Annotated in this window: 26 protein-coding genes; 11 read left to right on the top strand and 15 right to left on the bottom strand. The window is 72.0% G+C overall.

Features of this window, described 5'->3' with window-relative positions; genetic code table 11:
• Positions 1 to 30 precede the first annotated feature (30 nt).
• Positions 31 to 2,445 (top strand): endopeptidase La, encoded by a 2,415-nt coding sequence (gene lon, locus OHA17_RS13265; RefSeq protein WP_053730084.1) that lies wholly within the window; start codon positions 31 to 33, stop codon positions 2,443 to 2,445.
• Between the two features lie 7 nt (positions 2,446 to 2,452).
• On the opposite strand, the gene OHA17_RS13260 is transcribed toward lon, so the two are convergent.
• Both OHA17_RS13260 and OHA17_RS13255 read right to left on the bottom strand, forming a co-directional pair.
• Positions 2,453 to 3,259: a trypsin-like serine peptidase gene (locus OHA17_RS13260; protein ID WP_406506813.1), complete on the bottom strand. Its 807-nt coding sequence runs from the start codon at positions 3,257 to 3,259 to the stop codon at positions 2,453 to 2,455.
• A gap of 127 nt (positions 3,260 to 3,386) precedes the next feature.
• Positions 3,387 to 4,229 (bottom strand): lysozyme, encoded by an 843-nt coding sequence (locus tag OHA17_RS13255; protein WP_406506811.1) that lies wholly within the window; start codon positions 4,227 to 4,229, stop codon positions 3,387 to 3,389.
• A 309-nt stretch (positions 4,230 to 4,538) separates the two neighbouring features.
• On the opposite strand from OHA17_RS13255, the gene OHA17_RS13250 reads away from it, so the two are divergent.
• Positions 4,539 to 4,991 carry a MarR family winged helix-turn-helix transcriptional regulator gene (locus tag OHA17_RS13250; protein ID WP_107090701.1) on the top strand — a complete coding sequence of 151 codons (453 nt, stop codon included), beginning with the start codon at positions 4,539 to 4,541 and terminating at the stop codon, positions 4,989 to 4,991.
• Positions 4,992 to 5,017: 26 nt separating this feature from the next.
• Here the strand turns inward: OHA17_RS13250 and OHA17_RS13245 are convergent, their stop codons facing one another.
• Positions 5,018 to 5,803 carry a hypothetical protein gene (locus OHA17_RS13245; protein WP_406506809.1) on the bottom strand — a complete coding sequence of 262 codons (786 nt, stop codon included), beginning with the start codon at positions 5,801 to 5,803 and terminating at the stop codon, positions 5,018 to 5,020.
• Positions 5,804 to 6,143: 340 nt separating this feature from the next.
• Here OHA17_RS13245 and OHA17_RS13240 point away from each other — a divergent pair, with 340 nt between their 5' ends.
• Genes OHA17_RS13240 through OHA17_RS13220 form a run of 5 tightly spaced genes read left to right on the top strand, consistent with a single transcriptional unit; the run spans position 6,144 to position 11,521 of the window.
• Positions 6,144 to 8,708, top strand: a complete 2,565-nt coding sequence (locus OHA17_RS13240) for a nitrate- and nitrite sensing domain-containing protein (RefSeq protein ID WP_406506807.1) — start codon at positions 6,144 to 6,146, stop codon at positions 8,706 to 8,708.
• On the top strand, positions 8,705 to 9,238 hold the full coding sequence (locus OHA17_RS13235; protein ID WP_078966894.1) for a roadblock/LC7 domain-containing protein: 534 nt from the start codon (positions 8,705 to 8,707) through the stop codon (positions 9,236 to 9,238). Before OHA17_RS13240 ends, OHA17_RS13235 begins: the two co-directional genes overlap by 4 nt.
• 23 nt (positions 9,239 to 9,261) lie before the next feature.
• Complete coding sequence (locus OHA17_RS13230; RefSeq protein ID WP_406510705.1) at positions 9,262 to 9,633, top strand: DUF742 domain-containing protein; 372 nt, start codon at positions 9,262 to 9,264, stop codon at positions 9,631 to 9,633.
• Complete coding sequence (locus tag OHA17_RS13225; protein WP_406506805.1) at positions 9,614 to 10,231, top strand: GTP-binding protein; 618 nt, start codon at positions 9,614 to 9,616, stop codon at positions 10,229 to 10,231. The genes OHA17_RS13230 and OHA17_RS13225 overlap by 20 nt, the downstream gene beginning before the upstream one ends.
• Positions 10,232 to 10,279: 48 nt before the next feature.
• Entirely contained in the window at positions 10,280 to 11,521 is a 1,242-nt protein-coding gene (locus tag OHA17_RS13220) for a styrene monooxygenase/indole monooxygenase family protein (protein WP_406506803.1), read from the top strand.
• On the opposite strand, the gene OHA17_RS13215 is transcribed toward OHA17_RS13220, so the two are convergent.
• From OHA17_RS13215 to OHA17_RS13200, 4 genes are all read right to left on the bottom strand, one after another.
• Positions 11,518 to 12,678 (bottom strand): NlpC/P60 family protein, encoded by a 1,161-nt coding sequence (locus OHA17_RS13215; protein WP_406506801.1) that lies wholly within the window; start codon positions 12,676 to 12,678, stop codon positions 11,518 to 11,520. The two genes, OHA17_RS13220 and OHA17_RS13215, sit on opposite strands and share 4 nt — an antisense overlap.
• Before the next feature lie 105 nt (positions 12,679 to 12,783).
• A complete protein-coding gene (locus OHA17_RS13210) occupies positions 12,784 to 13,083 on the bottom strand; it encodes a hypothetical protein (protein ID WP_398876158.1) in 300 nt (99 codons plus the stop codon).
• Between the two features lie 10 nt (positions 13,084 to 13,093).
• Positions 13,094 to 13,819 carry a TetR/AcrR family transcriptional regulator gene (locus OHA17_RS13205; RefSeq protein WP_406506799.1) on the bottom strand — a complete coding sequence of 242 codons (726 nt, stop codon included), beginning with the start codon at positions 13,817 to 13,819 and terminating at the stop codon, positions 13,094 to 13,096.
• 29 nt (positions 13,820 to 13,848) lie between these two features.
• Positions 13,849 to 14,778: a diiron oxygenase gene (locus OHA17_RS13200; RefSeq protein WP_406506797.1), complete on the bottom strand. Its 930-nt coding sequence runs from the start codon at positions 14,776 to 14,778 to the stop codon at positions 13,849 to 13,851.
• A gap of 190 nt (positions 14,779 to 14,968) precedes the next feature.
• Here OHA17_RS13200 and OHA17_RS13195 point away from each other — a divergent pair, with 190 nt between their 5' ends.
• Positions 14,969 to 16,072 carry a ferritin-like domain-containing protein gene (locus OHA17_RS13195; RefSeq protein WP_406510704.1) on the top strand — a complete coding sequence of 368 codons (1,104 nt, stop codon included), beginning with the start codon at positions 14,969 to 14,971 and terminating at the stop codon, positions 16,070 to 16,072.
• A gap of 62 nt (positions 16,073 to 16,134) precedes the next feature.
• Here OHA17_RS13195 and OHA17_RS13190 read toward each other — a convergent pair whose 3' ends face one another.
• The 3 genes from OHA17_RS13190 to OHA17_RS13180 form a co-directional block, all read right to left on the bottom strand.
• On the bottom strand, positions 16,135 to 16,602 hold the full coding sequence (locus OHA17_RS13190) for a DUF3291 domain-containing protein (RefSeq protein WP_406506795.1): 468 nt from the start codon (positions 16,600 to 16,602) through the stop codon (positions 16,135 to 16,137).
• Between the two features lie 72 nt (positions 16,603 to 16,674).
• On the bottom strand, positions 16,675 to 18,138 hold the full coding sequence (locus tag OHA17_RS13185; protein ID WP_406506793.1) for a penicillin-binding transpeptidase domain-containing protein: 1,464 nt from the start codon (positions 18,136 to 18,138) through the stop codon (positions 16,675 to 16,677).
• A complete protein-coding gene (locus tag OHA17_RS13180; RefSeq protein ID WP_406506791.1) occupies positions 18,135 to 19,526 on the bottom strand; it encodes an FtsW/RodA/SpoVE family cell cycle protein in 1,392 nt (463 codons plus the stop codon). Before OHA17_RS13180 ends, OHA17_RS13185 begins: the two co-directional genes overlap by 4 nt.
• A gap of 94 nt (positions 19,527 to 19,620) precedes the next feature.
• Between OHA17_RS13180 and OHA17_RS13175 the strand changes: the two genes are divergently transcribed.
• Together OHA17_RS13175 and OHA17_RS13170 are read left to right on the top strand one after the other, a co-directional pair.
• Positions 19,621 to 20,070 (top strand): DUF6325 family protein, encoded by a 450-nt coding sequence (locus OHA17_RS13175; RefSeq protein WP_406506789.1) that lies wholly within the window; start codon positions 19,621 to 19,623, stop codon positions 20,068 to 20,070.
• A gap of 2 nt (positions 20,071 to 20,072) precedes the next feature.
• Positions 20,073 to 20,330: an SHOCT domain-containing protein gene (locus tag OHA17_RS13170; RefSeq protein WP_406506787.1), complete on the top strand. Its 258-nt coding sequence runs from the start codon at positions 20,073 to 20,075 to the stop codon at positions 20,328 to 20,330.
• A 9-nt stretch (positions 20,331 to 20,339) separates the two neighbouring features.
• Here OHA17_RS13170 and OHA17_RS13165 read toward each other — a convergent pair whose 3' ends face one another.
• The 5 genes from OHA17_RS13165 to OHA17_RS13145 all read right to left on the bottom strand — a co-directional run bounded on the left by OHA17_RS13165 (position 20,340) and on the right by OHA17_RS13145 (position 24,013).
• Positions 20,340 to 20,681: an SH3 domain-containing protein gene (locus OHA17_RS13165; protein ID WP_406506786.1), complete on the bottom strand. Its 342-nt coding sequence runs from the start codon at positions 20,679 to 20,681 to the stop codon at positions 20,340 to 20,342.
• A gap of 99 nt (positions 20,682 to 20,780) precedes the next feature.
• A complete protein-coding gene (locus OHA17_RS13160; protein ID WP_398876168.1) occupies positions 20,781 to 22,109 on the bottom strand; it encodes an ATP-binding protein in 1,329 nt (442 codons plus the stop codon).
• On the bottom strand, positions 22,106 to 22,894 hold the full coding sequence (locus OHA17_RS13155; protein ID WP_406510703.1) for a hypothetical protein: 789 nt from the start codon (positions 22,892 to 22,894) through the stop codon (positions 22,106 to 22,108). Before OHA17_RS13155 ends, OHA17_RS13160 begins: the two co-directional genes overlap by 4 nt.
• 73 nt (positions 22,895 to 22,967) lie before the next feature.
• A complete protein-coding gene (locus tag OHA17_RS13150; protein ID WP_406506783.1) occupies positions 22,968 to 23,612 on the bottom strand; it encodes a class F sortase in 645 nt (214 codons plus the stop codon).
• Positions 23,613 to 23,710: 98 nt separating this feature from the next.
• On the bottom strand, positions 23,711 to 24,013 hold the full coding sequence (locus OHA17_RS13145; protein ID WP_053730062.1) for a zinc-ribbon domain-containing protein: 303 nt from the start codon (positions 24,011 to 24,013) through the stop codon (positions 23,711 to 23,713).
• Between the two features lie 153 nt (positions 24,014 to 24,166).
• On the opposite strand from OHA17_RS13145, the gene OHA17_RS13140 reads away from it, so the two are divergent.
• The gene (locus tag OHA17_RS13140) at positions 24,167 to 24,970 is read left to right on the top strand and encodes a nuclease-related domain-containing protein (RefSeq protein WP_406506781.1); all 804 of its coding nucleotides are present in this window, start codon (positions 24,167 to 24,169) and stop codon (positions 24,968 to 24,970) included.
• The last annotated feature ends 3 nt before the right edge of the window (positions 24,971 to 24,973 follow it).

The following is a 24,973-nucleotide window of genomic DNA, read 5'->3' as shown; positions in this document are numbered from 1 at the left end:
TAGCTCAACTTGACTGCCGAAGGGGAGATCATGGCTACCGAGTCCACGGCGTACACACCGACCGACCTGCCCGTGCTGCCGCTCGACGACGAGGTCGTGCTGCCCGGCATGGTGGTTCCGCTGGACCTGTCCGATGCCGAGGTGCGGGCCGCCGTCGAGGCCGCGCAGGCCGCCGCGCGGCCCGAGCAGGGGAAGCCGCAGGTGCTGCTCGTGCCGCGGATCGACGGAACGTACGCCGGGACCGGTGTGCTCGGGACCGTCGAGCAGGTCGGCCGGCTTTCCGACGGCGACCCGGGCGCCCTCATCCGGGGCCGCCACCGCGTGCGGATCGGGTCCGGCACCACCGGGCCCGGGGCCGCGCTGTGGGTGGAGGGCACGCGGATCGAGGAGACGCTGCCCGAACCGCTGCCGGGCCAGGTGACCGAGCTGGTCAAGGAGTACAAGGCGCTCGCCACCGACTGGCTGAAGAAGCGCGGGGCCTGGCAGGTCGTCGACCGGGTCCAGCAGATCGAGGGCGTCTCCACGCTCGCCGACAACTCCGGCTACTCGCCGTTCCTCACCACCGCCCAGAAGGTCGAGCTCCTGGAGACGAGCGACCCGGTCGCCCGCCTCAAGCTCGCCACCGAGCAGCTCCGCGAGCACCTCGCCGAGCAGGACGTCGCCGAGTCCATCGCCAAGGACGTACAGGAAGGCGTGGACAAGCAGCAGCGCGAGTTCCTGCTGCGCCGCCAGCTCGATGCCGTGCGCAAGGAGCTGCGCGAGCTCAACGGTGAGAGCGGCGAGGAGGACGAGAGCGACGACTACCGCGCCCGCGTCGAGGCCGCCGACCTGCCCGAGAAGGTCCGCGAGGCCGCCCTCAAGGAAGTCGACAAGCTGGAGCGTTCCAGCGACCAGTCGCCCGAGGGCTCCTGGATCCGCACCTGGCTCGACACCGTCCTCGAACTGCCCTGGAACGAGACCACCGAGGACGTCTACGACATCCGCGGCGCCCGCGCGATCCTCGACGCCGAGCACGCCGGCCTGAAGGACGTGAAGGAGCGCATCACCGAATACCTGGCCGTGCGCAAGCGGCGCGCCGACCGGGGCCTGGGCGTGGTCGGCGGGCGGCGCGGGGGCGCGGTTCTGGCGCTCGTCGGCCCGCCCGGCGTCGGCAAGACCTCGCTCGGCGAGTCCGTGGCCCACGCCATGGGGCGCAAGTTCGTACGCGTCGCACTCGGCGGCGTACGCGACGAGGCCGAGATCCGCGGCCACCGGCGCACCTACGTCGGCGCCCTGCCCGGCCGGATCGTACGGGCCATCAAGGAGGCCGGGTCCATGAACCCGGTCGTGCTGCTCGACGAGATCGACAAGGTGGGCTCCGACTTCCGGGGCGACCCGGCCGCCGCCCTGCTCGAAGTCCTCGACCCGGCGCAGAACCACACCTTCCGCGACCACTACCTGGAGGTCGAGCTCGACCTGAGCGACGTGGTGTTCCTCGCCACCGCCAACGTCCTCGAAGCCATCCCCGAGGCGCTGCTCGACCGCATGGAGCTGGTCCGCCTCGACGGCTACACCGAGGACGAGAAGGTCGTCATCGCCCGGGACCACCTGCTGCCGCGCCAGCTGGAGCGGGCCGGTCTGGAGCCCGGCGAGGTCGTCCTCGAAGACGCCTCGCTGCGCAAGCTCGCGGGGGAGTACACCCGGGAGGCGGGCGTACGGAACCTGGAGCGCTCGATCGCCCGGCTGCTCCGCAAGGTGGCCGCCCAGCACGAACTGGACCAGCAGGAGCTCCCGTTCACCATCACCCCGGACGGGCTGCGGAGCCTGATCGGGCGCCCGCACCACGTGCCCGAGTCCGCCCAGGACCCGGCCGAGCGGCGCACCGCGGTGCCGGGCGTGGCCACCGGCCTCGCCGTCACCGGGGCCGGCGGCGACGTCCTGTTCGTCGAGGCCTCCCTCGCCGACCCGGAGACGGGCGCGGCGGGCCTGACCCTCACCGGTCAGCTCGGCGACGTGATGAAGGAGTCCGCGCAGATCGCGCTGAGCTTCCTGCGCTCGCACGGGGCCGAACTGGAGCTTCCCGTGGGGGACTTGAAGGACCGGGGCGTGCACGTCCACTTCCCGGCGGGCGCGGTCCCCAAGGACGGCCCGAGCGCCGGCATCACGCTGGTCACCGCGCTGTCCTCGCTGCTCTCGGGGCGGCAGGTGCGAACCGACGTGGCGATGACCGGTGAGGTGTCGCTGACCGGCCGGGTGCTGCCGATCGGCGGCCTCAAGCAGAAGCTGCTCGCCGCGCACCGGGCCGGGATCACGACCGTGGTGATCCCCAAGCGGAACGAGGCGGACCTGGACGACGTCCCGGCGGAGGTCCTGGAGAAGCTGGAGGTCCACCCCGTGACGGACGTCCGCCAGGTCCTGGAGATCGCGCTCTCCCCGGCGGAGGTCGCGGTAGCCGCAGCCGCGTGAGGGACGGCTACGCCTGCGTGGCCCGCTCGTACACCGAGCGGGCCTTCGCGTCGAACAGGGCCGCCGTCGACTGGTCGTCCGTGTCGCCACCGCTCAACACGCCGACGATCCGGCCCGGTTGGTCCGGGCCCCGGTAGCCGGTCAGCCAGGGGCTGCCGCTCGTGCCGACCCAGAAGCCGCCGCACTCCATGCGCATCATCGCGGGCTCGTCGGGGTCCCGGTGGACGTCGGTGGTGCACATGACCGGCCGGTTGTCGGGGTTGTGGTTCTCCTCCGGGTAACCGACGACGGTGACCCGCTGGTCGGGGCCCGCGCCCCACTCGGGCGTCGAGGCGCCGACCACGCTCTGCACGCTGCGGCCCCGCGCGTCCGGCGCGACCGTCAGGAAGGCGTAGTCCACCGCGTCGCTCTGCTCCGAGGTCCACTCGTCGTCGACCTGGACGGCCCGCACCTTCCACTTCCCGTACGGGTACGTCCCCTTCGCCGCCCCCGAGAAGCCCGGCGCGAACTCCAGGGAGTCGAGCGGCTCGCCGGTCGTGCAGTGCGCGGCGGTGGCGATGACGTTGCCGCGCGGGCTGTCCACCACGCTGGCCGTGCAGGAGTGGCCGTCGCCGTTGACCAGCACGCCGACCGACGCCACCTTCGCTGCCGGGACGGCGCTGGTCTGGGTGCCGGGCTGCGCGGCCTGCGGGGCGGCGCTCGGGGAACTCTCCGGCTGCGGCTCCGAGGCCGCGGGCCTGTCGCACCCCGCACCGCCGACCGCGACGACCGCGGCCAGGGCCACCGCCCGGAACACCACTCCCAACCTGCGCATGCCCCCCATCCTTACGCATGCCGCGCGCGAGATGGGGTCAGATGTGCGAGTCGTGCTCCGTACGGTCACGCGGAAGGGCCCCCGGCTACGCAGCGCCGGGGGCCCCGCTCGTGCGACGCGGACCGGATCAGCCCTTGGCGAGCGCCTGCAGCCGGTCGTACGCCCCGTTGAACTTGGAGTGGTCGCCGACCGTCGGGCCGGACGAGGTGTACTGCCACATCGTGTAGTAGCCCCAGCCGGCCGGCAGGGTGCCGGGGTCGGTGTTGTAGCGCGCGATCCAGAGCGGGTTGGTGGAGCCGAAGGCGGCGGAGTTGCCGGTGCACTCGCTCCACCAGCTGGCCGCGGTGTAGATCACCGCGTCGCGCCCGGTGCGGGCCTTGTACCGGTTGGCGAAGTCGTGGATCCAGCCGACCATCTCGGCCGCCGACTTGCCGTAACAGGCGTCGCCGTACGGGTTCCACTCGATGTCGAGCGCGCCCGGCAGCGTCCGCCCGTCGCGGGACCAGCCGCCGCCGTGGTCCACGAAGTAGTCCGCCTGCGCGGCGCCGCCCGTCGTGTCGGGGGTGGCGAAGTGGTAGGAGCCGCGGATCATGCCGACGTTGTACGAGCCGTTGTACTGCTGGGCGAAGTCGGGGTTGGTGTAGTAGGTGCCCTCGGTGGCCTTGACGTAGGCCCACTTCACGCCGCTGTTCCACAGGGTGGGCCAGGCGACGCTGCCGTTGTGGCTGCTGGTGTCGACGCCCTCCGTCTGCACGGCCTGCACCGCGGGCACGTCGCGGGTGTCGCCGGGCAGACCGCCCACCCCGTCGTGCTTGGCGACGCCCATGCCCAGGGTCGCGGAGCCGCGTGCCGGGGTGTCGGCGGCGTCCGACGTTCCGGTGGTGCCGAGGACGAGGGCGAGGGAGGAGAGGAGGATCCCGGCCGCGGCAATGGGTCCGCGGCGGGCCGTTCCGGATCTGTGCACGGGCATTGCGTGCCTCCGAAAGGCTCGGTGGGGCTTGGGACTTGACGGCCTGGGTCGACATGCCGACGTATCGCAGTGGACATGTCAGAGACGACGCTACGCACGTAGACCGCTGGCGCGAAAGAGGCTTCAGGTTATGCCGTTGGTTCAGACCTATGGTGGTGGCGACACGCTGCGGGAACGGCGTGGCCTGGAAGAAACTTTCATCCCGCGTTGGCTCCGGCGTCACGACCGCTCCCGGCCGGGGCGGGCACCTCGGCGTGCCGGGCGCACAGCATGCTGGGAAATACTGTGCCGTCACGACACACCTACGGCATGGGAGCCGATGTGCACGGTCCGGACCAGGAGTTCCTCGCGCTCGAACGCGAGCTGGCCGTCTTTCTGCGGCGGGCCAGGGCCTCGTCCGGCGAGATGGCCCGCGAGGTCCACCCCGATCTCGAACCGGCGGCGTACGGACTGCTGGTGCGCCTGGACGAGGCCGGCCCGCAGCGGGCCACCGAACTCGCCGGGTTCTTCGGCGTGGGCAAGGCGACGATGAGCCGCCAGCTGCACGCCCTGGAGGACCTGGGTCTGGTGGCCCGAGAGCCCGACCCGGCGGACGGCCGCGCCTCCCTGGTCCGCATCACGGGAGAGGGCACGGCGCGGTTCGGCCGGGTGCGCGACGCCCGCCGCGAACGCTACGTGCGCAAGCTGGCGGACTGGGACCGGGCGGAGATCTCGGAACTGGCCAGGCTGCTGCACCAGCTGAACGCGGCCGCGGAGGGGTAGCCGCCGCTCCCGCGGGCGCGGCGGAACTAAAGCTCCACCACCACGACCGTCGCATCGTCATGCGGCTTGCTCCCCCGCAGGAACACCCGCTCCACGTCCCCCGCCTCCAGCTCCCGGACCCGCTCGACCAGCCCCTCCGGCCCCACCTTCCGGACCAGCGAGACGCAGTCCGCCCACGAGCCCTCGCCGAACTTCTCTACCCACCGGGTCGCGCCGTCCGTCAGGGCGAGGACGGAGCGCAGCGGGGCGAGCGGCTCGCGGCCGGTCACGGCGCGGGCGGCGACCGTCGGGTCCGCCGCCGCCGTGAAGAAGCCGCCCTCCTTGTTGCGGACCAGGGAGTCGGCCACCGCGTCGCTGACCAGGCAGGCGCGCGGCACCCGGTCGAGCCGGTCGTCCAGGACCGCCCGCACCGTGCCGTCGGACGATTCGAGGAGCAGCGCCGAGTCCGACAGGACGAGGTACTCCAGCTCCGCCGCGTCCCAGCGCGCGAGCACCACCGTCGCCTGGGGCGTACGCGGGTGAGAAAGGTCACACGTGTCGCGGTGGGCGTCGGCGGTGCGCCGAATGGATTCGGCCAGGATCTCGGCCAGCGTCATATCCCGGCGTGAAGCCGACAGTTCGGTCAGCGCGCCGCCGAGCCGCGCGGTGAACCAGGGCACGTCGTGCACGCAGTCGCCATTGCCGGGCAGCGGCGTCACGCCGTCGAGGACGACGAGCAGGCCGCCCAGGCCCGAGGCGGGCATGGCGGTCGCGGCCCAGTCCTCGTTGGGGCGGGCGGGGTCTCCGGGAACGGTGGCCAGCTGGATGCGCATGCCCGCCAGTCTGCACGACGCCTTCACGGTGCCTTCATGCCCTGCGCGGGGGCGGCGGACGGCCCGTCAATTGGCCTGTACCAGGGGGAGAACCATGTGATCCCGGGAGGAATCCGCCACTCCGCCGAGCTGTGGGCGGGCATCCTGCCAAAGCCCGCGCGGAAGTTCCAACCGGCGTCGACCACGAGCGGGGCCGGGCATTCCGCGGGAGTTGATGGTCAACTCCGAAGTGATGTTCACTCGTTCAGGTGGCCGAGCAGTGACTACTCGTCATGACCAGTCGTCACCTTGGCTTCCTTGGTGGACTGACTGGCAACACGAGTGAAGATTGAGAGCACCGGTGCAGAACAAGCGGCCTCGGGGCAACGACGGCACACGCGCAGCACGCACCGTACGGGTGCGCAGCCGCCTGGTCGTCTCCGTCGCCGTTGTCTCCCTCATCGTGCTCGGAGCCGGTGCGCCCACCCTGTTCGCGGCCTCCGCGGACCTTAACGACTCCCAGCACCTGGTCACCCTCGCGCAGCTCGACCAGCAGACGGTCAGCCTCGCCCACGCGCTCGGCGACGAGCGGGACGGCGTCACGCAGTACGTCGCGGCCGGCCGGCCCAGCGGCAAGGACGCGGCGCTGAAGGAGCCCGCCGCCCGCGTCGACCGCCAGATCGACGAGCTGCGCGCCACCGCCCCCGCGGGCCTCGCGCGCGACCTCGCCACCGTGCCCGCCCTGCGCCGCACCGCGCTCACCGGCAAGGGCACGGCCCCGGAGGCGCAGAAGGCGTACTCCGACGTGATCGCCACGCTGCTCGCCGTCGCCGACGAGCTCGCCGACCGCACGCCGCCGCGCGCCGCCGAGGCCGTGCGGGCGCCGGGTGCGCTCGGGCGGGCCGTCGAGCAGGCCTCGGCCACCCGGGGGCTGCTGCTCGGCGCGCTCTCGGTGCCGCCCGGGCAGACCTCCAAGGTGCTCGACCCGGTCACCGGCAAGTACGTGCAGAAGGAGAAGGACGACAGCGACGCGGGCCGGGCGCGGGACGCGCTCAGCGCCGCCGCCCAGCAGGCGCACGTGCGCGAGCAGTCCGCGCTCGCCGACTTCGACCAGGCCGCCGGGGCGGATGCCCGCGACAAGTTCGCCACCACCGTCACCGGGCCCGAGGTGGACACCGCCGACGGCTTCCTCACCCGCCTCACCGACCAGCCCCAGCTCAGCGCGTCCGAGCGCAAGACCGACCCGAACGTGGTGAACGCCGCGCTGTCCGCCCGGATCGACCGGATGCGCGGCGCCGAGGCCGCGCTCGCCACCTCGCAGGTCAAGCGGTTCGAGCAGCTGCGGGACGACGACGTCACCGCGCTTGAGATCCGCATCGGCCTGATCGGCGCGCTGCTGCTGCTCGCCATCGGCGTCTCCGCCGCCACCGCCCGCAGCCTGACCCGCCCGCTGGCCGTGCTGCGCCGCGGCTCGGCCCGGCTCGCGGAGGCGCCCGGGACCGAGGAGCCGGTGCGCTTCACCGGTCGCAACGACGAGTTCGCCCAGGTCGTACGGTCCCTCAACGAGCTGCACGGCAAGTTCGCCGAGCAGTCCACGCGGGCCGGCGGCCTTGACGAGGACCTCGCCAAGCAGCGCGGCCGGCTCGCCCGACTCGCCGCCGAGAAGGACGAACTGCGCACCCAGGTGCGGGAGTTGACCGACCGCCTTGAGCGCACCGAGGGCACCGTCCAGCACGCCTTCGTCAACCTCGGGCTGCGCAGCCTCGGTCTGATTGAGCGTCAGCTCGCGGTCATCGAGAGCCTGGAGGAGCGCGAACAGGACCCGGACCAGCTCGCGGTCCTCTTCAAGCTCGACCACCTGGCCACCGTCATCCGGCGCCACGGCGAGAACCTCCTGGTCCTGGCCGGCACTGAGCACCACCACAACCACCCGGGCCCGGTCCCGCTCGTCGACGTCATGCGGGCCGCGGTCAGCGAGATCGAGCGGTACGAACGCGTCGTCATCCAGGCCCTGCCGCCGCACGCCCAGGTCGCCGGCTTCGCCGCCGACGACCTGAGCCACCTGGTCGCCGAGCTTCTGGAGAACGCCACCTCCTTCTCCCCGCCGGACATCCAGGTGCAGCTCTCCGGCTGGCAGTTGGAGGGTGGCGAGATCATGCTCTCGGTCCAGGACGAGGGCATCGGCGTGCCCCCCGAGCGGCGCGCCGAGCTGAACCGGCGGCTCGCCGACCCCGCGTCGTACGAACCCGGCGAGCCCGGCACCGAGGCGGGCGGCCTCGGCCTGCACGTCTCGGCGCTGCTCGCGCACCGGCACGGCGTGCGCATCGAGCTGCGCGAGCAGAAGCAGGGCGGCGTCGCGGCGGTCGTGGTGCTGCCCGAGGCGATCCTGCCGACCACGCCGCCGGCGGCCGCGCCGCACATGGTGCCGGTGCCGGGCGGAGCCCCGCGCTTCACGCTGCCGGGCGCGCTCGCCGAGGCCAACTCCAATGTGCTGCCGGAGCGCACGGAGCGCTCGGGCGAGGTGGCCAGGCCCGTCACGCCGGAGCCCGTCGAGCCGGTCGAACCGGTCGAGCCCACGGAGCCGTCCGAAGTCCCGCTCGACGAGCCGACCTTCGAGATGCGGCTCCCCGAGCCCCGGCCCGCCGAGCCGGAGACCGCGCCCGAACCTGAGCCCGAACCCGAGCCCGCGCAGAAGGTCACCGACAAGGGCCTCCCCAAGCGCACGCCCAAGGTCGTGCAGGCCGGGCCCGCCAAGTCCCAGGAACGCAAGGGCGGCACCGACGCCGCCGAGGCGCTGCGGCGCAGGCTCGGCGGCTTCCAGCAGGGCGCCAAGGAAGGCCGCCGCGACGTGGCGGCGGAACTCGAAGAGACCGACCAGCAGGCAGACACGGACACGGGGGAGACAGTCGAGGAGGTACGCAGATGAGTGCGACCGGCACCGGGCCCGGCAGGCCCGGCAGCGGCGGGTCCGGAACCGGCGGCGCGTCCGGAACGGGCACCATCGGCACGAGCACCGAGGCCCGCAATCTGCAGTGGCTGCTCGGCAACCTGGTCGAGGAGGTGCCAGGGCTCATCTCCGTCGCGGTCGTCTCCTCGGACGGGCTGCTGCTGCTCTCCTCCGACCCGGAGCAGCGCCAGGTCACCGTCGCCCGGCAGGGCCCGCGCGGCTCCAGCGCCGACCTCGCCACCATCGTCTCCGGCATCGGCAGCCTCACCGTCGGCGCCGCCCGTCTCATGGACGGCGGCAACGTCAAGCAGACGATGGTCGCCATGGAGGAGGGCAGCGTCTTCGTCATGGCCATCAGCGACGGCTCGCTGCTCGGCGTGCACGCCACCCCGGACTGCGACATGAGCGTGGTGGCGTACCACATGGCGCTCTTCGTGGGCCGCGCCGGACACGTTCTGACCCCCGAAGTCCGCAGCGAGCTGCGCCAGTCGATGGAGGCCGCCCAGTGACCCCGCCAGCCCCGAAGCTGCCGATGCGCGGCTCCGACCGGAAACCCGCGCGGGTCCGCCCGTACTCGCTCACCGGTGGCCGCACCCGCTTCGGCCATGTCCTGCTCGTCGAGACGTTCGTCGCGGCGATCGAGGCGGCCCCGGAGCGCAAGGAGCTCGGCGGCGGCACGCACCGGGTCATGCCGGAGATGCTGGCCATCGTCGAGATCTGCCGCGCGATGCGTACGGTCGCCGAGATCTCCGCGCTCCTGAAGATGCCGCTCGGCGTGGTGCGCGTGCTGCTCAGCGACCTGGCCGACCAGGGAAGGATCCGTGTGTACGGGACCGGGCACGGCCCGGGTCAGCCGAATCGCGCGCTGCTCGAAAGGGTACTGAGTGGACTCCGCCGCCTCTGAACTCCTCGTCCCCTACGAGGAGTTGCTCCCCTGGCAGCAGGACCGCAGCCGGGCCCCCATCGCGACCAAGGTCGTGGTCGCGGGCGGCTTCGGCGTGGGCAAGACCACCTTCGTCTCGGCGGTCTCCGAGATCACCCCGCTCCAGACCGAGGCGGTGATGACGCAGGCCAGCGAGGCCACGGACGACCTGTCGGCGACCCCGGACAAGGTGACCACCACCGTCGCCATGGACTTCGGCCGCATCACCCTGGACGACGACCTCGTCCTGTACGTGTTCGGCACGCCCGGGCAGCAGCGGTTCTGGTTCATGTGGGACGACATCGTGCGCGGCGCGATCGGCGCGGTCGTGCTCGCCGACACCCGCCGCCTGTCGGACTGCTTCCCCGCGCTCGACTACTTCGAGAGCTGCGGGCTCCCGTACATCGTGGCCGTGAACCACTTCGAGGGCACCGAGTCCTTCGAGGCCGAGGACGTGCGCGAGGCGCTCACCGTGCCGCCGCACATCCCGGTCGTGGTCATGGACGCGCGCAGCCGGATCTCGGTGATCGAGTCCCTGCTCGGCCTGGTCGGCCACGCGCTGGAAGCCTGCCCCGAATAGACCCCGCCCCCCACGGCTCGCTACGCACTCAACGGAGAACGGTCCCGCATGCGGAGAATACTGATAGTCGGAGCCGGCCAGTCCGGTCTTCAGCTGGCCCTCGGACTGCAGGCGCAGGGGTACGAGGTCACCCTGATGTCGAACCGCACGGCGGACGAGATCCGGTCCGGCCGGGTCATGTCCACGCAGTGCATGTTCCACACCGCGCTCCAGCACGAGCGCGACCTCGCGCTGAACTTCTGGGAGTCCCAGGCCCCGCGCATCGAGGGCGTCGGCGTCTCGGTCGCGGCCCCCGACTCTTCCCGCGCCATCGACTGGGTCGGCAGGCTCGACGGCTACGCGCAGTCCGTGGACCAGCGGGTCAAGATGGCCGGCTGGATGGAGACGTTCGCGCAGCGCGGCGGCCAGCTGGTCATCCACGGCGCGGCCGTCTCCGACCTCGACTTCTTCGCGCGCACCTACGACCTGGTCCTGGTCTCGGCGGGCAAGGGCGAGCTCGTCTCGATGTTCGGCCGCGACGCGTCGCGCTCCCCGTACGCCGAGCCGCAGCGTGCGCTCGCCGTCTCGTACGTGCACGGGCTCGGCCCGCGCCCGGAGCACCCCGAGTTCGACGCGGTGCGCTGCAACCTGGTGCCGGGGGTGGGCGAGCTGTTCGTGATGCCGACCCTGACCACCTCGGGCCGCGCGGACATCCTGTTCTGGGAGGGCGTCCCCGGCGGCCCGCTGGACGTGTTCAACGGCGTGAAGGACCCGGCCGAGCACCTCGCGCTCACCCTGGAGCTGATGGAGAAGTTCCTGCCCTGGGAGTACGCGCGGGCCACCAAGGCCGAGCTGACCGACGCGGGCGCCACGCTGGCGGGCCGCTACGCGCCGACCGTCCGCAACCCGATCGGCCGGCTGCCCGGCGGCGGCCTGGTCCTGGGCGTCGCGGACGTCGTCGTGGCGAACGACCCGATCACCGGCCAGGGCTCCAACTCGGCGTCCAAGTGCGCGGCTTCCTACCTCGCCTCGATCGTCGAGCACGGCGAGGCGGAGTTCGACGAGGCGTGGATGACGGCCACCTTCGACCGCTACTGGGACACCGCCCAGCACGTGACGAAGTGGACCAACGCCATGCTCGGGGTACCCCCGGAGCACGTCCTGAACCTGATCGGCGCGGCCGGCCAGCTCCAGCCCGCCGCCGACCGGTTCGCGAACGGCTTCAACGACCCGGCCGACTTCGAGGACTTCTTCTACGAGCCGGAGAAGACGGCCGCCTATCTCGCCCAAGTGGCAGACGCCCAGGGCTAGTTGGAGTCCGCCGAGTACCCCGTGTCCGCCCCCTCCGTCGCTCCTTCCGGGAGCTTCGGAGGGTGGTACCAGGGCAGCGGGGCCGCCGCCGGGTCCGGGCGGACCGCGCCGAGCAGCGGGTTCGCGGCGATGGGGGAGACCTTGACGAGGGCGCCGGGGCGCGGCGCCTGCACCACCAGGCCGTCGCCCAGGTACATCGCCACATGGGTGGCCTTGGGGAAGTAGACGACCAGGTCGCCCGGGCGCAGCTCGTTCAGCGGGACGTGGGGCAGCTCGGCCCACTGCTCCTGGCTGGTGCGGGGGATCGCGCGGCCGGCGTGCGCCCACGCCTGCGAGGTGAGCCCCGAGCAGTCGTAGGACTCGGGGCCCTCCGCGCCCCACACGTACGGTTTGCCGATCTGGTCGACGGCGTACGCGAGCGCCCGGTCGCCCTCGGGCGAAGGTGCCCGCGTGCCGTTCAGCGCGCCCGAGGCGAGCAGGCTCTGCTGGGCCTTGTCCGTGCCCTGCCGCTCCAAGCGGGTGAGCTCGGCGAGCTGCCCGGGGGAGAGGCCGGCGAGCAGCTTCTCCACCTCCTTGAGGCGGAGCTCGACATCGTCCTTGGCCTGCTGTTGCTGCTGGGCGAGGGCCTGCTGCTCGTCGAGGGCCCGGCGCGAGGCCCGCGCGAGGTCGGCCGCCCGCTGTTCGCCGCGGGCGAGCCGGGCCACCGCGGCCTGCCGCTCGCGCGCCGCGCGGTCCAGGACGTGGCGCTGGTCGAGGGCGCTCTGCGGGTCCCGGGCCAGCAACAGCCGTACGTACGTGGAGAGTTCGCTGCGGCCCTGGTACTGCTCGCGGGCCAGCCGCCCGGCTTCGCCACGGCTCTGCGCGAGCGCGGTGCGGGCCTTGGACAGGGAGGCGGCGAGCTTCTGCTCCTCGGCCTCGCGGCGCTTCAGCTCGACGTCGGCGCTCTTGTACGCCTCGGTCGCCTCCTCCGTCTGCCGGTACAGCGTCTGGAGCTGGGTGAGGAGAGCCGTGGCCGAGGCCTCGGGCGGCTGCGCGGGCTGGACGGCCGAGGACTCGCCGGGCGGCTGGGGCGCGGCCATCGCGAGCGGGCCCACCACCGCCGTCGCCAGAGTCACGGCGACGGCCGCCGCGCACACCGAGCGCACGCAAGCTGACATGTGCTCACCTCCGGTCCGGAACCGGTCCGTCCGGCCCTACCGGATCGGATCGTGGCACGCACCGGCGCGACAATCCCGGTGGGAGGAGTGAACGGGGGTTTTGCCTCACTCGTGCGGCGGCAGCCCGGTGCGGGGGCTTGCGTCGCCGCCCTTCTTCGTCCATGGCCAGCGGCGCGGCTCGCGGCCCTCGGGCACGTAGGTGTACTTCCAGCCGCGCGGCAGGCCGAGCCGTTTGGAGTGGGCGGCCGGCTCCAGGCGGTAGGCGTACACCGTCGCCGGGCCGCCGTCGGGATCCGGCACGGGCACCTCGTACCACTGCGGCGGCTTGCCGGTATGGCCGGTCAGTACCGGCAGGACGCGCCCGTCGAGGGGGCCGCCCACAAAGAGGGTGTTCTCGCTTCGCACCCCCCAAGTCTCACAGCAGGTGGGCCGCCTCGCTCACCACGGGTATCACCCGGCGGGCCAAGAGGCCGACCGGGCCGTCGGCCGACTCGTGGGCCAACGCCCCCCGCACCACGGCGGCGGTCTGCTCGTCGGTGGCCGCCGTGGCGGTGAGCAGCGCCACCAGGTGGTCCACCAGCCAGTCGCGCAGCTCGGGCAGCGGGGGCTGCTTGTCCTCGTCCAGCCAGATGAGGGAGGCGGCCTCGACCGCCGCGATCCAGGTGCGCACCATCATCCGAAGGCGCGGGCCCGGCTTCTCCACCCGCAGGTGCACCAGGATCTGCTCGGCCGCGGCCCGCCGCACCTCGTCGACGATCGCCGTCGTACGGGACGTCTCGGCCATGCTGCCGCCCTGGAGCAGCGCCGAGAACCCGGCGTCGTGCTCGTCGACGAAGGCGAGGTAGCGGTCCAGGGCGCGGGTGAGGCGCTGGGTGAGCGGCCCGGTCTGCGCCTCGGCGAAGCACAACTCCAGCTCGTCGGCGGCCGACCTCAGGGCCGCCTCGTACAACTGCTGCTTGCCGCCCGGGAAGTAGCGGTAGACCAGCGGCCGCGAGACCCCGGCGGCCTCGGCCACGTCGTCGAGGGACACGTCCTCCGGCGCCCGGTGCGCGAACAGCGAGAGGGCCGCGCCGAGAAGCTGGGTGCGGCGCTCCTCGACGCTGAGCCTGCGGTACGCGGGGGTGGCGGCGGGTGAACTCATACCAGCAGCGTAATCCCCGCGATCGGCGTTCAGGCAAGGAGTCCGGAGCTCTTCCACAGCCGCCGGCTCAGCCCGTTCATGACGCCTATGTCGTCCAGGAATTCCGTCAGGCGGCCCGCGCCGCTCTGCATGACCTCGCGGCGGTGGCCGCTCGCCTTCACCTGGGCGACGGCCTCGCGGCGGTCCAGGCCGACGTTCTCGTACACCTGCGGGTTGACGAAGCAGGTGGCGAAGACGCGGGCCGCCTCGCCGCAGCTGATCCGGGTCAACTCCCGCTCCCAGCGCGGCGCGGACACCATCTGGCGCCGCAACTCCTCGCGGGCGTACCGGACATGGCGGGCCTCCTCGACCACGTGGATGCGGGTCACGCCGCGCACGATGGTCTGGACGCGCTCGTCCGGGAAGGTCAGGCGCTGCATCCAGTCCAGGATCTCCTCGCCGAGCAGGGTGGCCGCGAAGGAGCCCGGCGTGGTGGAGACGGTCTTCAGGACGCGGGCGAGGTTGTGGTAGACGCGCGGCACCCGGTACGTCGGCGCCCCGCCCTTCTTGATCATGCGGGCGAACATCATCGAGTGGCGGCACTCGTCGGCGATCTCGGTGAGCGCGTACCGGACGTGGTTGCTGGTGAGCGACTTGTCGTAGATGTGCCGCACGAGCAGCTGCATCAGGATGATCTCGAACCAGATGCCGAGCGAGGCGAGCGAGGCGGCCTCGTGGCGGGCCAGGTCCATGCGCTGTTCCTCGGACATCTTCCGCCACAGCGGGGTGTCGTACAGCGAGAGCAGCTCCGGCGGCCAGAACCACTTGCCGTCCTCGACGGGGGCGTCCCAGTCGAGCTCCTTGTCGGGGTCGAAGGAGTGCTTCGCGGACGATTCGAGCAGCCGCTCGGCGACCTGCTCGCGGTCCCTGAGCAGGCCGAGTGCGTCGCGGAGCGCATCGCGTTCGGTCATGGTCGTCATGGCTGGGGGCACCTCGTGGCTGGGTTACCTGCGGTCGCCTCTTATGAGACTGCCTGTCAGCAAGCTCGTCAATCCCTTGCGCGCGACTTGTTGACCGCGCGTCTACCACCGTGTGAACCTGCCAACTGCACAGCAGTGTGCAGAAGTTCGGCCGATGGACGACGACGTCCGCGAGGCGAAGGAGCCGCACGTGTCGACGCACGACCTCTATGTGACGGGCCCGCGAGAACCCCTCTGGCAGGTGCCGGCCTCCGGCGCCGCCCGCTTCAACTGGGACTACGACGACGGGCGCGACCGTCTGCTCGCCCTCTACCAGAAGGGCAAGGACAAGCAGTGGGACGGCGCCAAGCGCATCGACTGGGACCTGGAGGTCGACCCGTACGACCCGCTGGGCACCCCGGACGAGGCGATGACGCTGTACGGCACGCCGTACTGGGCCAAGATGACCGACCGGAACAAGGGTGATCTGCGCCGGCACTACACGTCCTGGCAGTTCAGCCAGTTCCTGCACGGGGAGCAGGGCGCGATGGTGTGCGCCGCCCGCATCGTGGAGTCCGTCCCCGACCTGGACGCCAAGTTCTACTCCGCGACCCAGACCATGGACGAGGCCCGGCACGCCGAGATCTACGCCCGCTTCCTCCACACGAAGCTCGGCATGCTCTACCCGATCAACGACAACCTCCAGTCGCTGCTCGGCGACACCCTGCGCGACTCCCGCTGGGACATGCCCTACCTCGGCATGCAGGTCCTGATCGAGGGCCTGGCGCTCGCCGCCTTCGGCATGATCCGGGACACCACGACCAAGCCCCTGCCGAAGCAGATCCTGGCGTACGTCATGCAGGACGAGGCCCGCCACGTCGCCTTCGGCCGCATGGCGCTGCGCGACTACTACGCCGAGCTCTCGGACGCGGAGCTGCGCGAACGCGAGGAATTCGTCATCGAGGGCTGCTACTTGATGCGCGACCGGCTGCGCGGGGTCGAGGTCCTGGAGAACTTCGGCATCCCGAAGCAGGAGGCCGAGCAGCTGAGCGAGGAGAGCGAGTACCTGCACCTGTTCAGGAAGCTCCTGTTCAGCCGCATCGTCCCCTGCGTGAAGGACATCGGCCTCTGGGGCGAACGCCTCCAGAAGGCCTATGTGGACATGGGCGTCTTCGACCTCGGCGACTCCAGCCTGGACCTGCTGATGACCCAGGACGAGGAGATCGCCGAGCAACTGGACAAGGAGCGCTTCGAGGCGGAGGAAACGGCGAGGGTGGCGGAGGTGGAGGGGGCGATCGCGGACGGGGCGGCTTAGGGGCCAGCTGAGTGGGGGGCGGTCCGGCCGGGCCGCGTCAACGGTCCGGCCGAGGCCGCATGCTACTCGCCCGGACCCGCCGGGAAGCTCTGCCGCAGGGTGAACGCATGCGGGGTCGGGCCATGGGCGCGCAGGTGCAGGACGCGCTTCTCGGCCTCCTCGACGGTCGGGCGGTGGCCCGCCGGGACCCACCACAGGGCCACCAGTGCCTCCTCGATGCGCTCGAACCACTCGAAGCGGCGGGCCAGCAGCTCGCGGTGCCGGCCCGCGTACATGAAGGCCTTCAGGGACTCCGCGTCGCGCCACACCGACATGTTCACGATCATCGCCGCGTCGCCGAACACGGGGACGTCCGTCGCGTTGCCGCTGTCGCTCTGGAGCCGCCACACGAACCCGTCGGCCGCGTCCGCGACCGCGTTCACCGGGTCGAGCCCGGCCATGAAGTCCGCCAACTCGGGGGAGTCCAGGGGGAATTTGAGGCGGGCTATGTTCACCTGGGCCAGTTCGTACCGCTCTGATTCGTCCGTCATGGGCGCACCCTAGGCAGCCGCATCGCCGGAGCGCCCGGGCATTTCGCAGAGCGAGACGCTACGGGGGAGACGCTAGGGGGTGCCCGCCAGCGCCGCCTCCATCACCGCCCTCGCGATCGGCGCCGCGTCGCCGCCGCCGCTGATGTCGCCCCGCTTCGCCGACGCGTCCTCGACGACGACCGCCACCGCCACGGCGGGCCGGTCCGCGCCGTCCGCCCGGGCCCAGGAGATGAACCAGGCGTACGGGCTGCCGATGTTGCCGACGCCGTTCTGCGCGGTGCCGGTCTTGCCGCCGACCGTGGCCCCCGGGATCGCCGCGATGGTGCCGGTGCCGTTCCGCACCACGTCGATCATCATCTGCTGGAGCTGCATCGCGGTCGCCGGATACATCGCCCGGTGATAGGTACGCTGCGCGGTCGTGGAGACGGTCGCGCCGCTCGCGGTCGTCGTACGGTCCACCAGATAGGGGTATTTGAGCTCCCCGCCGTTGGCGACCGCCGCCGAGACCATCGCCATCTGGAGCGGCGTCGCCGTCGTGTCGAACTGGCCGATCGAGGAAAGGGCCAGTTGGTCGGGGGTCATCTTCGTGTCGAAGTTGGATTTCGCGACGCGTGACGGGATGCGCAGCAACGCGTCGTTGAAGCCGAATTTCCGCACCGCGTCCACCATCCCGGCCAGCCCCACCTTCAGCCCGACCCGCGCCATCACCGTGTTGCAGGAGACGGTCACCGCGTACGCCAGCGAGGCCCCGCCGCAGCCGCTCGGCTCGTTGGTGAGCGTGGTGCCCGAGTTGGGCAGGACGTACGGATCCGGCGTGTCGGTCGGCGCTTCGACGTCCGTGATCAACCCCGCGTCGAGCGCGGCCGCCGCCGTCACGATCTTGAAGGAGGAGCCGGGCGGATACGTCTGCCGGATGGCCCGGTTCAGCATGGGCTGGCTCGGGTCCGAGATCAGCCGCTGCCAGGCGTTCGCCACCGACCTGCCCGTACCCGAGAGAACGCCCGGGTCGTACGACGGGCTGCTGACCAGCGCCAGGATCTTGCCCGTCGACGGTTCGATCGCCGCGACGGCGCCCTTCTTGCCGCCCAGGCCGTCGTACGCGGCCCGCTGCATCGACGCCTTGATGGTCGTGACGGCCCGCCCGCCGGAGTGCCGGCTGCGGGTGAGGTCGTTCCACAGCGGGAACACCGACAGGCGCGAGGAGGTGCCCGAAAGGACGGGGTCCTCCGCGTTCTCGACGAGCGTCGTGCCGTAGGTCTGGGAGGCGTACCCGGTGACGCTCGCGTACAGCGGCCCGTACTTGTACGTCCGCTCGTACCGCAGCTGCTGGCGGCTGTCCTTCGACCCGGTGACGCTCTCCTCGCCGACCACGATGGCGCCGCGCGGCTGGTGGTAACGGGCGATCGCCAGGCGGCGGTTGGCGGGGTTCGCGTCGAGCGCGTCGGCCTCGAAGAGCTGGACACGGGCCGCGTTCACGAGCAGCGCCACGAGCAGGACGAGGCAGAACGCGGCCGCCCGCCGGATGTACCGGATCACCTGGCTGTCCCCTCCACCGATGGTTCGGGCCGTGCGATGACGCCGGGTTCGACGGCGGGAAGCGGCCGACGGGCGGAATCACTGATCTGGATGAGCAGCGCCACGATGATCCAGTTGGTGACGACGGACGAGCCGCCCTGTGCGAGGAACGGCATGGCCATGCCGGTGAGCGGGATGAGCCCCATCACGCCGCCCGCGATCACGAACACCTGGAGCGCCAGGATCGAGGCGAGCCCGACGGCGAGAAGGCGCCCGAACGGGCTGATCAGGCAGAGCCCGGCCCGGTAGCCCCGGGCCACGAGCAGGGCGTACAGGAGGAAGATCGCGGTCAGTCCGGACAGGCCGAGCTCCTCGCCCGCCGTGGCCAGGATGAAGTCGGACTTCGCGGCGAAGCCGATCAGGATGGAGTGGCCGAGGCCCAGGCCCGAGCCGAGCGTGCCGCCGGCCCCGAAGGCGAACAGGGACTGGGCGAGCTGGCTGGGGCCGCGGCCTGCCTCGATGGTGGCGTACGGGTTCAGCCAGTCGCTGACGCGGCCGTGCACATGGGGTTCGAACAGGGCGACCGCGGCCGCGCCGAACGAGGCGAGCAGCAGCCCCACCGCGATCCACCCGATGCGCCCGGTCGCCACGTACAGCATGACCACGAACAGGCCGAAGAACAGCAGCGAGGTGCCGAGGTCGCGTTCGAGGACGAGGACGCCGACGCTCAGCAGCCAGATCGCCACGATCGGGCCGAGCACCCGGCCGGTGGGCAGCTGGAGCCGCCAGATCATGCGGCCGGTGTACGCCAGCGCGTTGCGGTTGGCGGCGAGGTAGGCCGCGAAGAAGAGGGCCAGCAGGATCTTGGCGAACTCGGCGGGCTGGAAGGAGAAGCCGGCCACCCTGATCCAGATCTTGGCGCCGTTGACCGCGGGGAACAGGATCGGCACGAGCATCGACGCCAGGCCCGCGGCCATCGAGAGATAGGCGTACCGCTGCAGGACGCGGTGGTCGCGCAGGACGAGGACGACGGCGAGGAACAGGCAGACCCCGAGCGTCGACCACACCAGCTGCGTGGGGGCCGCCCGGCTGCCCGGGGTCGAGAGGTCGAGCCGGTAGATCAGCACCAGGCCGAGCCCGTTGAGCAGCACCGCGATCGGCAGCAGCACGGGGTCGGCGTAGGGCGCGCGGAAGCGGACCACGAGGTGGGTGAGGAGCGCGAGCAGGCCGAGCCCGGCCCCGTGGCTCATGGCGTCGGGCGGCACCGTGCCGTTCCGGGCGAGCCCGACGGCGACGTAGCCGAGCACCACGACGAGAACGGCACCGGCGAGCAGGGACAGCTCGACGCCCCGCCGTTTGGGGAGGCGGAGCTCGGGCGGGGAGGCGTCCGCCGCCGACGGTGCGGTCATGCCAGGCAACGTAGCAAGACGCAGGCCTTATGTCCCGGTATGTCATAAGGTGCCGAACACAATGCATGACGGTCCGTCAAAAGGAGCCGGCGCCATGGGGCCCGTGGAGTTCATCGTCCTCGCCTTTCCCGAGGAGCAGTTGAGGGTCCGGGCGGTCGCCTCGCTCGGCGCGCTGCGCCGGTCCGGCGCCGTCGCCCTGATCGACGCGCTGGTCGTCACCAAGACGGCGGGCGGCGAGGTGCTCACCGCCGAACTCGACGAGTTCGAGGAGCTCCAGGGGATGCTCGGGGGCCGGGACGCGGCCCGGCTCATCGGCCCCGAGGACGTCGCCGAATCGGCCGGGCTCCTGGACCGCGGCAACTGCGCGCTGCTCGTCCTGGTCGAACACCTCTGGGCGGCGGAGGCGGCCGAGGAGGTGCGGGCGGCCGGCGGTCGCATCGCCGGCTCCGTACGGATCCCGTCTGAGCGGCTCGCCGAGGTGAAGGCGGGGCTCGCCGCGCTGGCCGCCTCAGCGCCGTCACCGTCCACCGGAACGGAGGCCTGACCATGTACGTCCGACCCGCCCGCCCCGAAGGCCGTCCCGTCGAGCGCCCGGCCGGCGCGCCGCTGCTGCGCGGACTGCTGTCCGGCAGCCCGGGCTACGCCGCCGACCGGGCGGCGCACGCCGCGGCGCCGCCCGCGCCCGTGCCCGCGAGCGGCGCGGACATCGCGGACCGGCTGGCCCGTCTGGGTGACATGGTCGGCGAAGGACTGCTCTCGCTCGAAGAGTTCGCGGCCGCCAAGTCCAAACTCCTCGGCGGCTGAGCGGCCGGGTCAGCACCAGCGTGGTACGGCCCCGATGTTGTCGATGTAGTAGGCCGATGCCCACGCCCAGGTGCCGTCGGTGAGCAGGTACCAGTGGTCGTTCCCGTTGACCCGGTCGCCGCCGGTCCTGCAGAAGATGTGCACGATCGAGCCGTACGGCGCCTTGCCGACGATCCTGCTGCTGCGGGTGGGCCGGTCGCGCAGGAGCAGGCCGGACTTGGCGGTGACGCGGCCCTTGTAGTCGTTGTGCCCGTGCTCGTCGGCGGCGGCCGTCCGCGCCGTGGCGAGGACGGCCACGGCGCCGGTGGCCACACAGAGGCCGAGTGCGGCAAGGGGTGAGCGCAGGGACATGGTGCCTCCTGGATGGGGCGGGGCCGCATGTGAACGACCCTCAATTCGCCTGCCTCACAGTAAATTCGCTCATTGGTGTTCGCAAAGCGTGACGAGGTGTCACTCGGCGTGCGGGCTCTCCTCGGAGTCGGGCGCCTCGAAGCCGACGTACTCCGGGAGTTCGAGCCGGGCCACCGCGCCGCCGTCCGCGGCGTTGGCGAAGCGCAGCTCGGCGCCGATCACGGCCGCCTGCCCCGCCGCGATGGTCAGGCCGAGCCCGTGCCCCTTGTTTCCGGCGTCGGTGCGGAAGCGCTGCGGTCCGTGGTCCAGGAGGTAGTCCGGATAGCCCGTGCCGTGGTCGCGGACGGTGACGACCGGGCCGTGCACGGTCAGCTCGACCGGGGCCTTGCCGTGCTTGTGGGCGTTGGCAAGGAGGTTGCCGATCACCCGCTCCAGGCGGCGCTTGTCGGTCTCCACGCAGGCGTCCCGCAGCACCGTGAGGGTGGTGTCCGCCTCGGCGGTCCCGGAGGCGATCGAGGCGCGCACCACCCGCTCCACCACCGGGGAGAGCTGCTGCATGTCCAGGTCGACGGTCTCGCTGCCCGCGTCCAGGCGGGAGATCTCCAGGAGGTCCTCGGTGAGCGAGCGCATCGCCCGCACCCGGTCCCGTACGAGCTCGGCCGGGCGGCCCTCCGGCAGCAGCTCCGCGGCCGCGTGCAGGCCGGTCAGCGGGGTGCGCAGCTCGTGCGCCACATCGGCGGTGAAGCGCTGTTCGCTGAGCAGCTTGCCCTGGAGCGTGGAGGCCATCGTGTCCAGGGCGCCGGCCACGGTCGCCACCTCGTCCTGCGGGCGCGAGGGATCCTTGGTGCGGGGGTCGTTGACCCGCGCGTCCAGGTCGCCCGCGTCGATCCGGCGGGCCACCGTCGCTGTCTGGTGCAGGCGCCGGGTGATCCGGGTGACCGCGAAGACGCCGACGAGCAGCGTCGCGCCGATGGCCAGGATGGACGAGCCGAAGATGGCCTTGTCCAGGCCGTTGATGGTGCGGGCGCTCTGGGTGTAGTCGATCTCGGCGGCCAGCGCCTTGCCGTCCGCCGGGCCCGCCGCCCACATGGTGGGGCGGCCGTGGTCGTCGTCGACGAGGGTGCCGCGCTTGCCGGAGACGGCGAGCGCGCGCAGCGAAGCCGGCAGCTCCGGCGGGTCGATACCGGCGCCGGGCGGCAGCTGCTCGCCCGCCTCGTACATGCGGGTGACGTCGGTCAGCCGGTCGAGCGCCTTGCCGCGCGCCTCGCCGACGGTCTGCCGGGTCACCGACACGTGCACCAGGGCGCCGAGCAGCGTCGCGAGCGCGCAGCACATCACGGTGATGAACACCGCCGACTTCCAGGTGAGCGTCGCCGTCCAGCGGGGCAGCGGCAGGCGGGGCGGCCTCGGTATCCGGGGGAGTCTCATGGTGCGTCCGCCGTGGGGGTGGCCGACGGCTTCGCCGTCGGCGGCTTCTTCTTCGGCGACGGCGAGAGCTGCCCGGCGCCGGACGGTGCGGGGTGCTTCCCGCCGGAGTTCTCGCTGCCGGGCTTGCGGCGCACGATCTCGTCCCGGGTGGGGAGCATCGCCTGCTGGTGGTCGTCCCAGGACCACGCCGTGCGGTACTCGTACCCGGGCATGCCCGCCGACACCGACCGCAGGATCACGTCGCGGCCGGCCAGGTCGACGCTGATGATCTGGTCGACGGTGGACATGATGCGGATCAGGCCGCCGTCCTTGGCCGGCATGTAGCAGCGCACCGCGAGCTGCTGGTCGGGCATCCGGATGCCGACGATCAGCTCGTCCCTGCCGTCCCCGGTCAGGTCCCGGTAGTACGGCTTGAGGACCGGGCAGCTGCCCGGCTTCTGCTTGCAGGTGGCGAGCTGCCGGACCGTTTCGTCGTAGAGGCCGTCCTCGCCGCTGTACGTGTTCGGGTGCGCCTTCACCTCGGCCTGCACCACGGCGACCGGGTTCAGCTTGCGGACGTCGCCGCCGGTCACCTTGATGCCGGGCACCTGCTCCGTGTCCGTCTCGCCGTAGTCGTTCGGGGTCGCCGTCGCGGGGGGCAGATCCGGCCACAGGTGGATCGGGCCGATCGCCGTCGGCGTCGCACCCGAGCTCTCCAGGTGGCCCGCCCCGCCGCAGCCGGACAGCAGCAGGACACCCGCTGCGGTCAGCAGGGGTGCCAAGAGGGCTGTGCGGCGGTGGCGGATCAAGGTGCTCCTGTCGTGCGGGAACCCCAGGCTATTTCACTGTCTGCCGCGGCTTCGCCGGAGCCCCGGTGCGTTATGCGGCCTTGACCAGGTCGGCATAGAAGATGATGTTGGCCGAGCGGTGACCGTCCACGATCGGACCGCCACACGTGATGAGGCGGAGCTCGGCGCGATTGGTCGTCCCGTAAACCTTATGCGTCGGGAAGTCCTTTTTCTCGACCTGCTGGGTTTCCCGGATCTTGAACACCGCGGTCGAGCCGTCCGCCCGGCCGACCTCGATCACGTCGCCGACCTTCATGTCCTTCACGTTCCGCAGCAGCGCCGGGCCGTTCGCGGTGTCGTAGTGCGCGACCAGGACCGAGGCCCCCTTCTCGCCCGGCGTGACGCTGCCGGTGTACCAGCCGGCCTGCTCGGCCCGGTCCACCGGCGGCACCTCCAGCTCCTGCGCGGAATCCACCCCGAGCCGCAGCACCGGGCTCGCGTCGACGTCCGCGGAGGGGATGACGACCCGGGTCGGCTCGGAGGCCTTCAGCGGGCCGGCCGTCGCCTTGGCCTGCGGGGCGGCGGCGTTCTGCACCCTGACGTCGGGAGCCTTGGCCACCGGGTCCGGGGTACAGGCCATGAGCCCGCCGCCGACGGTGAGGGCGAGCACGGAGGCGGCCGCGAGTCTGGCGGTCCGGGGCGTCCGGGCGGTGCGGGGCGGGGTGGGCGTCGTCATGCGTACGACGCTAAATGTCCGGCATTGCGGCTTTGCCCCGCGTACGTAACAGCTCGCCGTACTTCAGCGGGCGGTGCTGTTACGCGCGGCGGGCCGGCCTACTGCTGGTACGGGTTCTGGCCCTGCATCTGGCCCGGCTGCGGCTGGCCGTACTGCTGCTGCGGAGCCACCGGCTGGGCCAGCAGGCCCTCGGCCTGCTCCTTGGTGATCTGCTGCTCCAGACCGCAGAACGTGCACTGCATGCGGAACCGCGTCGAGATCGGGAACAGCGGAACGAAGAACAGCGTGAACTTCGTGACGTACTTGCGCAGCCCGTGCGCCGAAGGATTGCCGCAGTTGCCGCACACCAGCGTGAGCATCGCGAGCTGGTAGAGATAGCCGCGGGTGCCGAAGATGATCATTGAGTGGTTCCCCTCCCGGATTCCTGGGTCGTGTCGCGCGTAAGTGTCGTGGTCATGACCGTCCTGAGTCCATCGCGTTGTGACGACGCCCACACGACTTATTGCCCTCACGGGCATCGGGCTGTTCCCATGGGCGTGGTGGGGTGATGGGTCATGGCAGGACTGCGGGTCACACCGGTACACCGGCACGGACAGGCGCGACTGTACGTCAGCCTCCCGGACGGGCGCAGCGTCGCCTGGTACGACCGCGACACCGGGCGCGTATCGCTGCTGCTCGACGACCGCAGGGACGAGGTGCTCGCCGCGCTGCGCCCGTACGCCGTGGGGGAACTGCTCGTCGGCCCGCCGCCCGTGCCGACCCCCGCCGACCTGGCCCGGCTCTCCCTGCACCCCGACGACGACCTCGCGCCCAACCGGCCCGGCGAGGCGCTCCTGACCGAGCTGGAGCGGTACGAGCCCCAGCACCGGTTCAGGACCGACCCGCGCCGCCGGGAACTCGCCGCGCAGCAGCTCGCCGGGGCCGCCCTGGAGCGGCTCGAAGGCGCGGGCTGGCGGGTCCTGCACTCGGTTCCGCTGCCGGGGGAGGCCAGGATCGACCATCTGCTCGTCGGGCCCGCGGGCGTCCTCGCCGTGCGCTCGCTGGCTGCCCAGCGGCATCGGGTGCGGATCGCCGACCCGCTGGTCACCGTGGGCCGGGCCGCCTCCGTGCCGTACCTGCGCCACGCCCGCCACGAGGCCGAACGCGCCTCGCTCGCCCTCGCGGCGGCGGTCCGGCCCGTCCTCGTCCTGGTCGGCGCGGAACGGGTCGAGCTCGGCCCGCCGGGGATCCGGGGCGTGAGCGTCCTGAAGGACAGCGAGATCCCGGACCTCGCGCGCCTCGGCGGCGTCCTGAAACCGGCCGACGTGGAGTCCCTGTACTGGACGGCCCGGGACCGCAGGACGTGGCTGCGGGTCTGAGGG

The sequence above is a fragment of the Streptomyces sp. NBC_00212 genome (assembly GCF_045206365.1).
Lineage (GTDB): Bacteria > Actinomycetota > Actinomycetes > Streptomycetales > Streptomycetaceae > Streptomyces.
This window is presented reverse-complemented; position numbering and strand designations above follow the sequence as displayed.

Coding starts and splice junctions, on each gene's coding strand:
- OHA17_RS13150 (WP_406506783.1), bottom strand. CDS start 23,612: ATGACGACGCCCACCCCGCCCCGCACCGCCCGGACGCCCCGGACCGCC.
- OHA17_RS13215 (WP_406506801.1), bottom strand. CDS start 12,678: ATGTCAGCTTGCGTGCGCTCGGTGTGCGCGGCGGCCGTCGCCGTGACT.
- OHA17_RS13180 (WP_406506791.1), bottom strand. CDS start 19,526: ATGACCGCACCGTCGGCGGCGGACGCCTCCCCGCCCGAGCTCCGCCTC.
- OHA17_RS13260 (WP_406506813.1), bottom strand. CDS start 3,259: ATGCGCAGGTTGGGAGTGGTGTTCCGGGCGGTGGCCCTGGCCGCGGTC.
- OHA17_RS13235 (WP_078966894.1), top strand. CDS start 8,705: ATGAGTGCGACCGGCACCGGGCCCGGCAGGCCCGGCAGCGGCGGGTCC.
- OHA17_RS13190 (WP_406506795.1), bottom strand. CDS start 16,602: ATGACGGACGAATCAGAGCGGTACGAACTGGCCCAGGTGAACATAGCC.
- OHA17_RS13165 (WP_406506786.1), bottom strand. CDS start 20,681: ATGTCCCTGCGCTCACCCCTTGCCGCACTCGGCCTCTGTGTGGCCACC.
- OHA17_RS13245 (WP_406506809.1), bottom strand. CDS start 5,803: ATGCGCATCCAGCTGGCCACCGTTCCCGGAGACCCCGCCCGCCCCAAC.
- OHA17_RS13200 (WP_406506797.1), bottom strand. CDS start 14,778: ATGACGACCATGACCGAACGCGATGCGCTCCGCGACGCACTCGGCCTG.
- OHA17_RS13175 (WP_406506789.1), top strand. CDS start 19,621: ATGGGGCCCGTGGAGTTCATCGTCCTCGCCTTTCCCGAGGAGCAGTTG.
- OHA17_RS13230 (WP_406510705.1), top strand. CDS start 9,262: ATGCGCGGCTCCGACCGGAAACCCGCGCGGGTCCGCCCGTACTCGCTC.
- OHA17_RS13255 (WP_406506811.1), bottom strand. CDS start 4,229: ATGCCCGTGCACAGATCCGGAACGGCCCGCCGCGGACCCATTGCCGCG.
- OHA17_RS13205 (WP_406506799.1), bottom strand. CDS start 13,819: ATGAGTTCACCCGCCGCCACCCCCGCGTACCGCAGGCTCAGCGTCGAG.
- OHA17_RS13145 (WP_053730062.1), bottom strand. CDS start 24,013: ATGATCATCTTCGGCACCCGCGGCTATCTCTACCAGCTCGCGATGCTC.
- lon (WP_053730084.1), top strand. CDS start 31: ATGGCTACCGAGTCCACGGCGTACACACCGACCGACCTGCCCGTGCTG.
- OHA17_RS13170 (WP_406506787.1), top strand. CDS start 20,073: ATGTACGTCCGACCCGCCCGCCCCGAAGGCCGTCCCGTCGAGCGCCCG.
- OHA17_RS13160 (WP_398876168.1), bottom strand. CDS start 22,109: ATGAGACTCCCCCGGATACCGAGGCCGCCCCGCCTGCCGCTGCCCCGC.
- OHA17_RS13220 (WP_406506803.1), top strand. CDS start 10,280: ATGCGGAGAATACTGATAGTCGGAGCCGGCCAGTCCGGTCTTCAGCTG.
- OHA17_RS13250 (WP_107090701.1), top strand. CDS start 4,539: ATGGGAGCCGATGTGCACGGTCCGGACCAGGAGTTCCTCGCGCTCGAA.
- OHA17_RS13140 (WP_406506781.1), top strand. CDS start 24,167: ATGGCAGGACTGCGGGTCACACCGGTACACCGGCACGGACAGGCGCGA.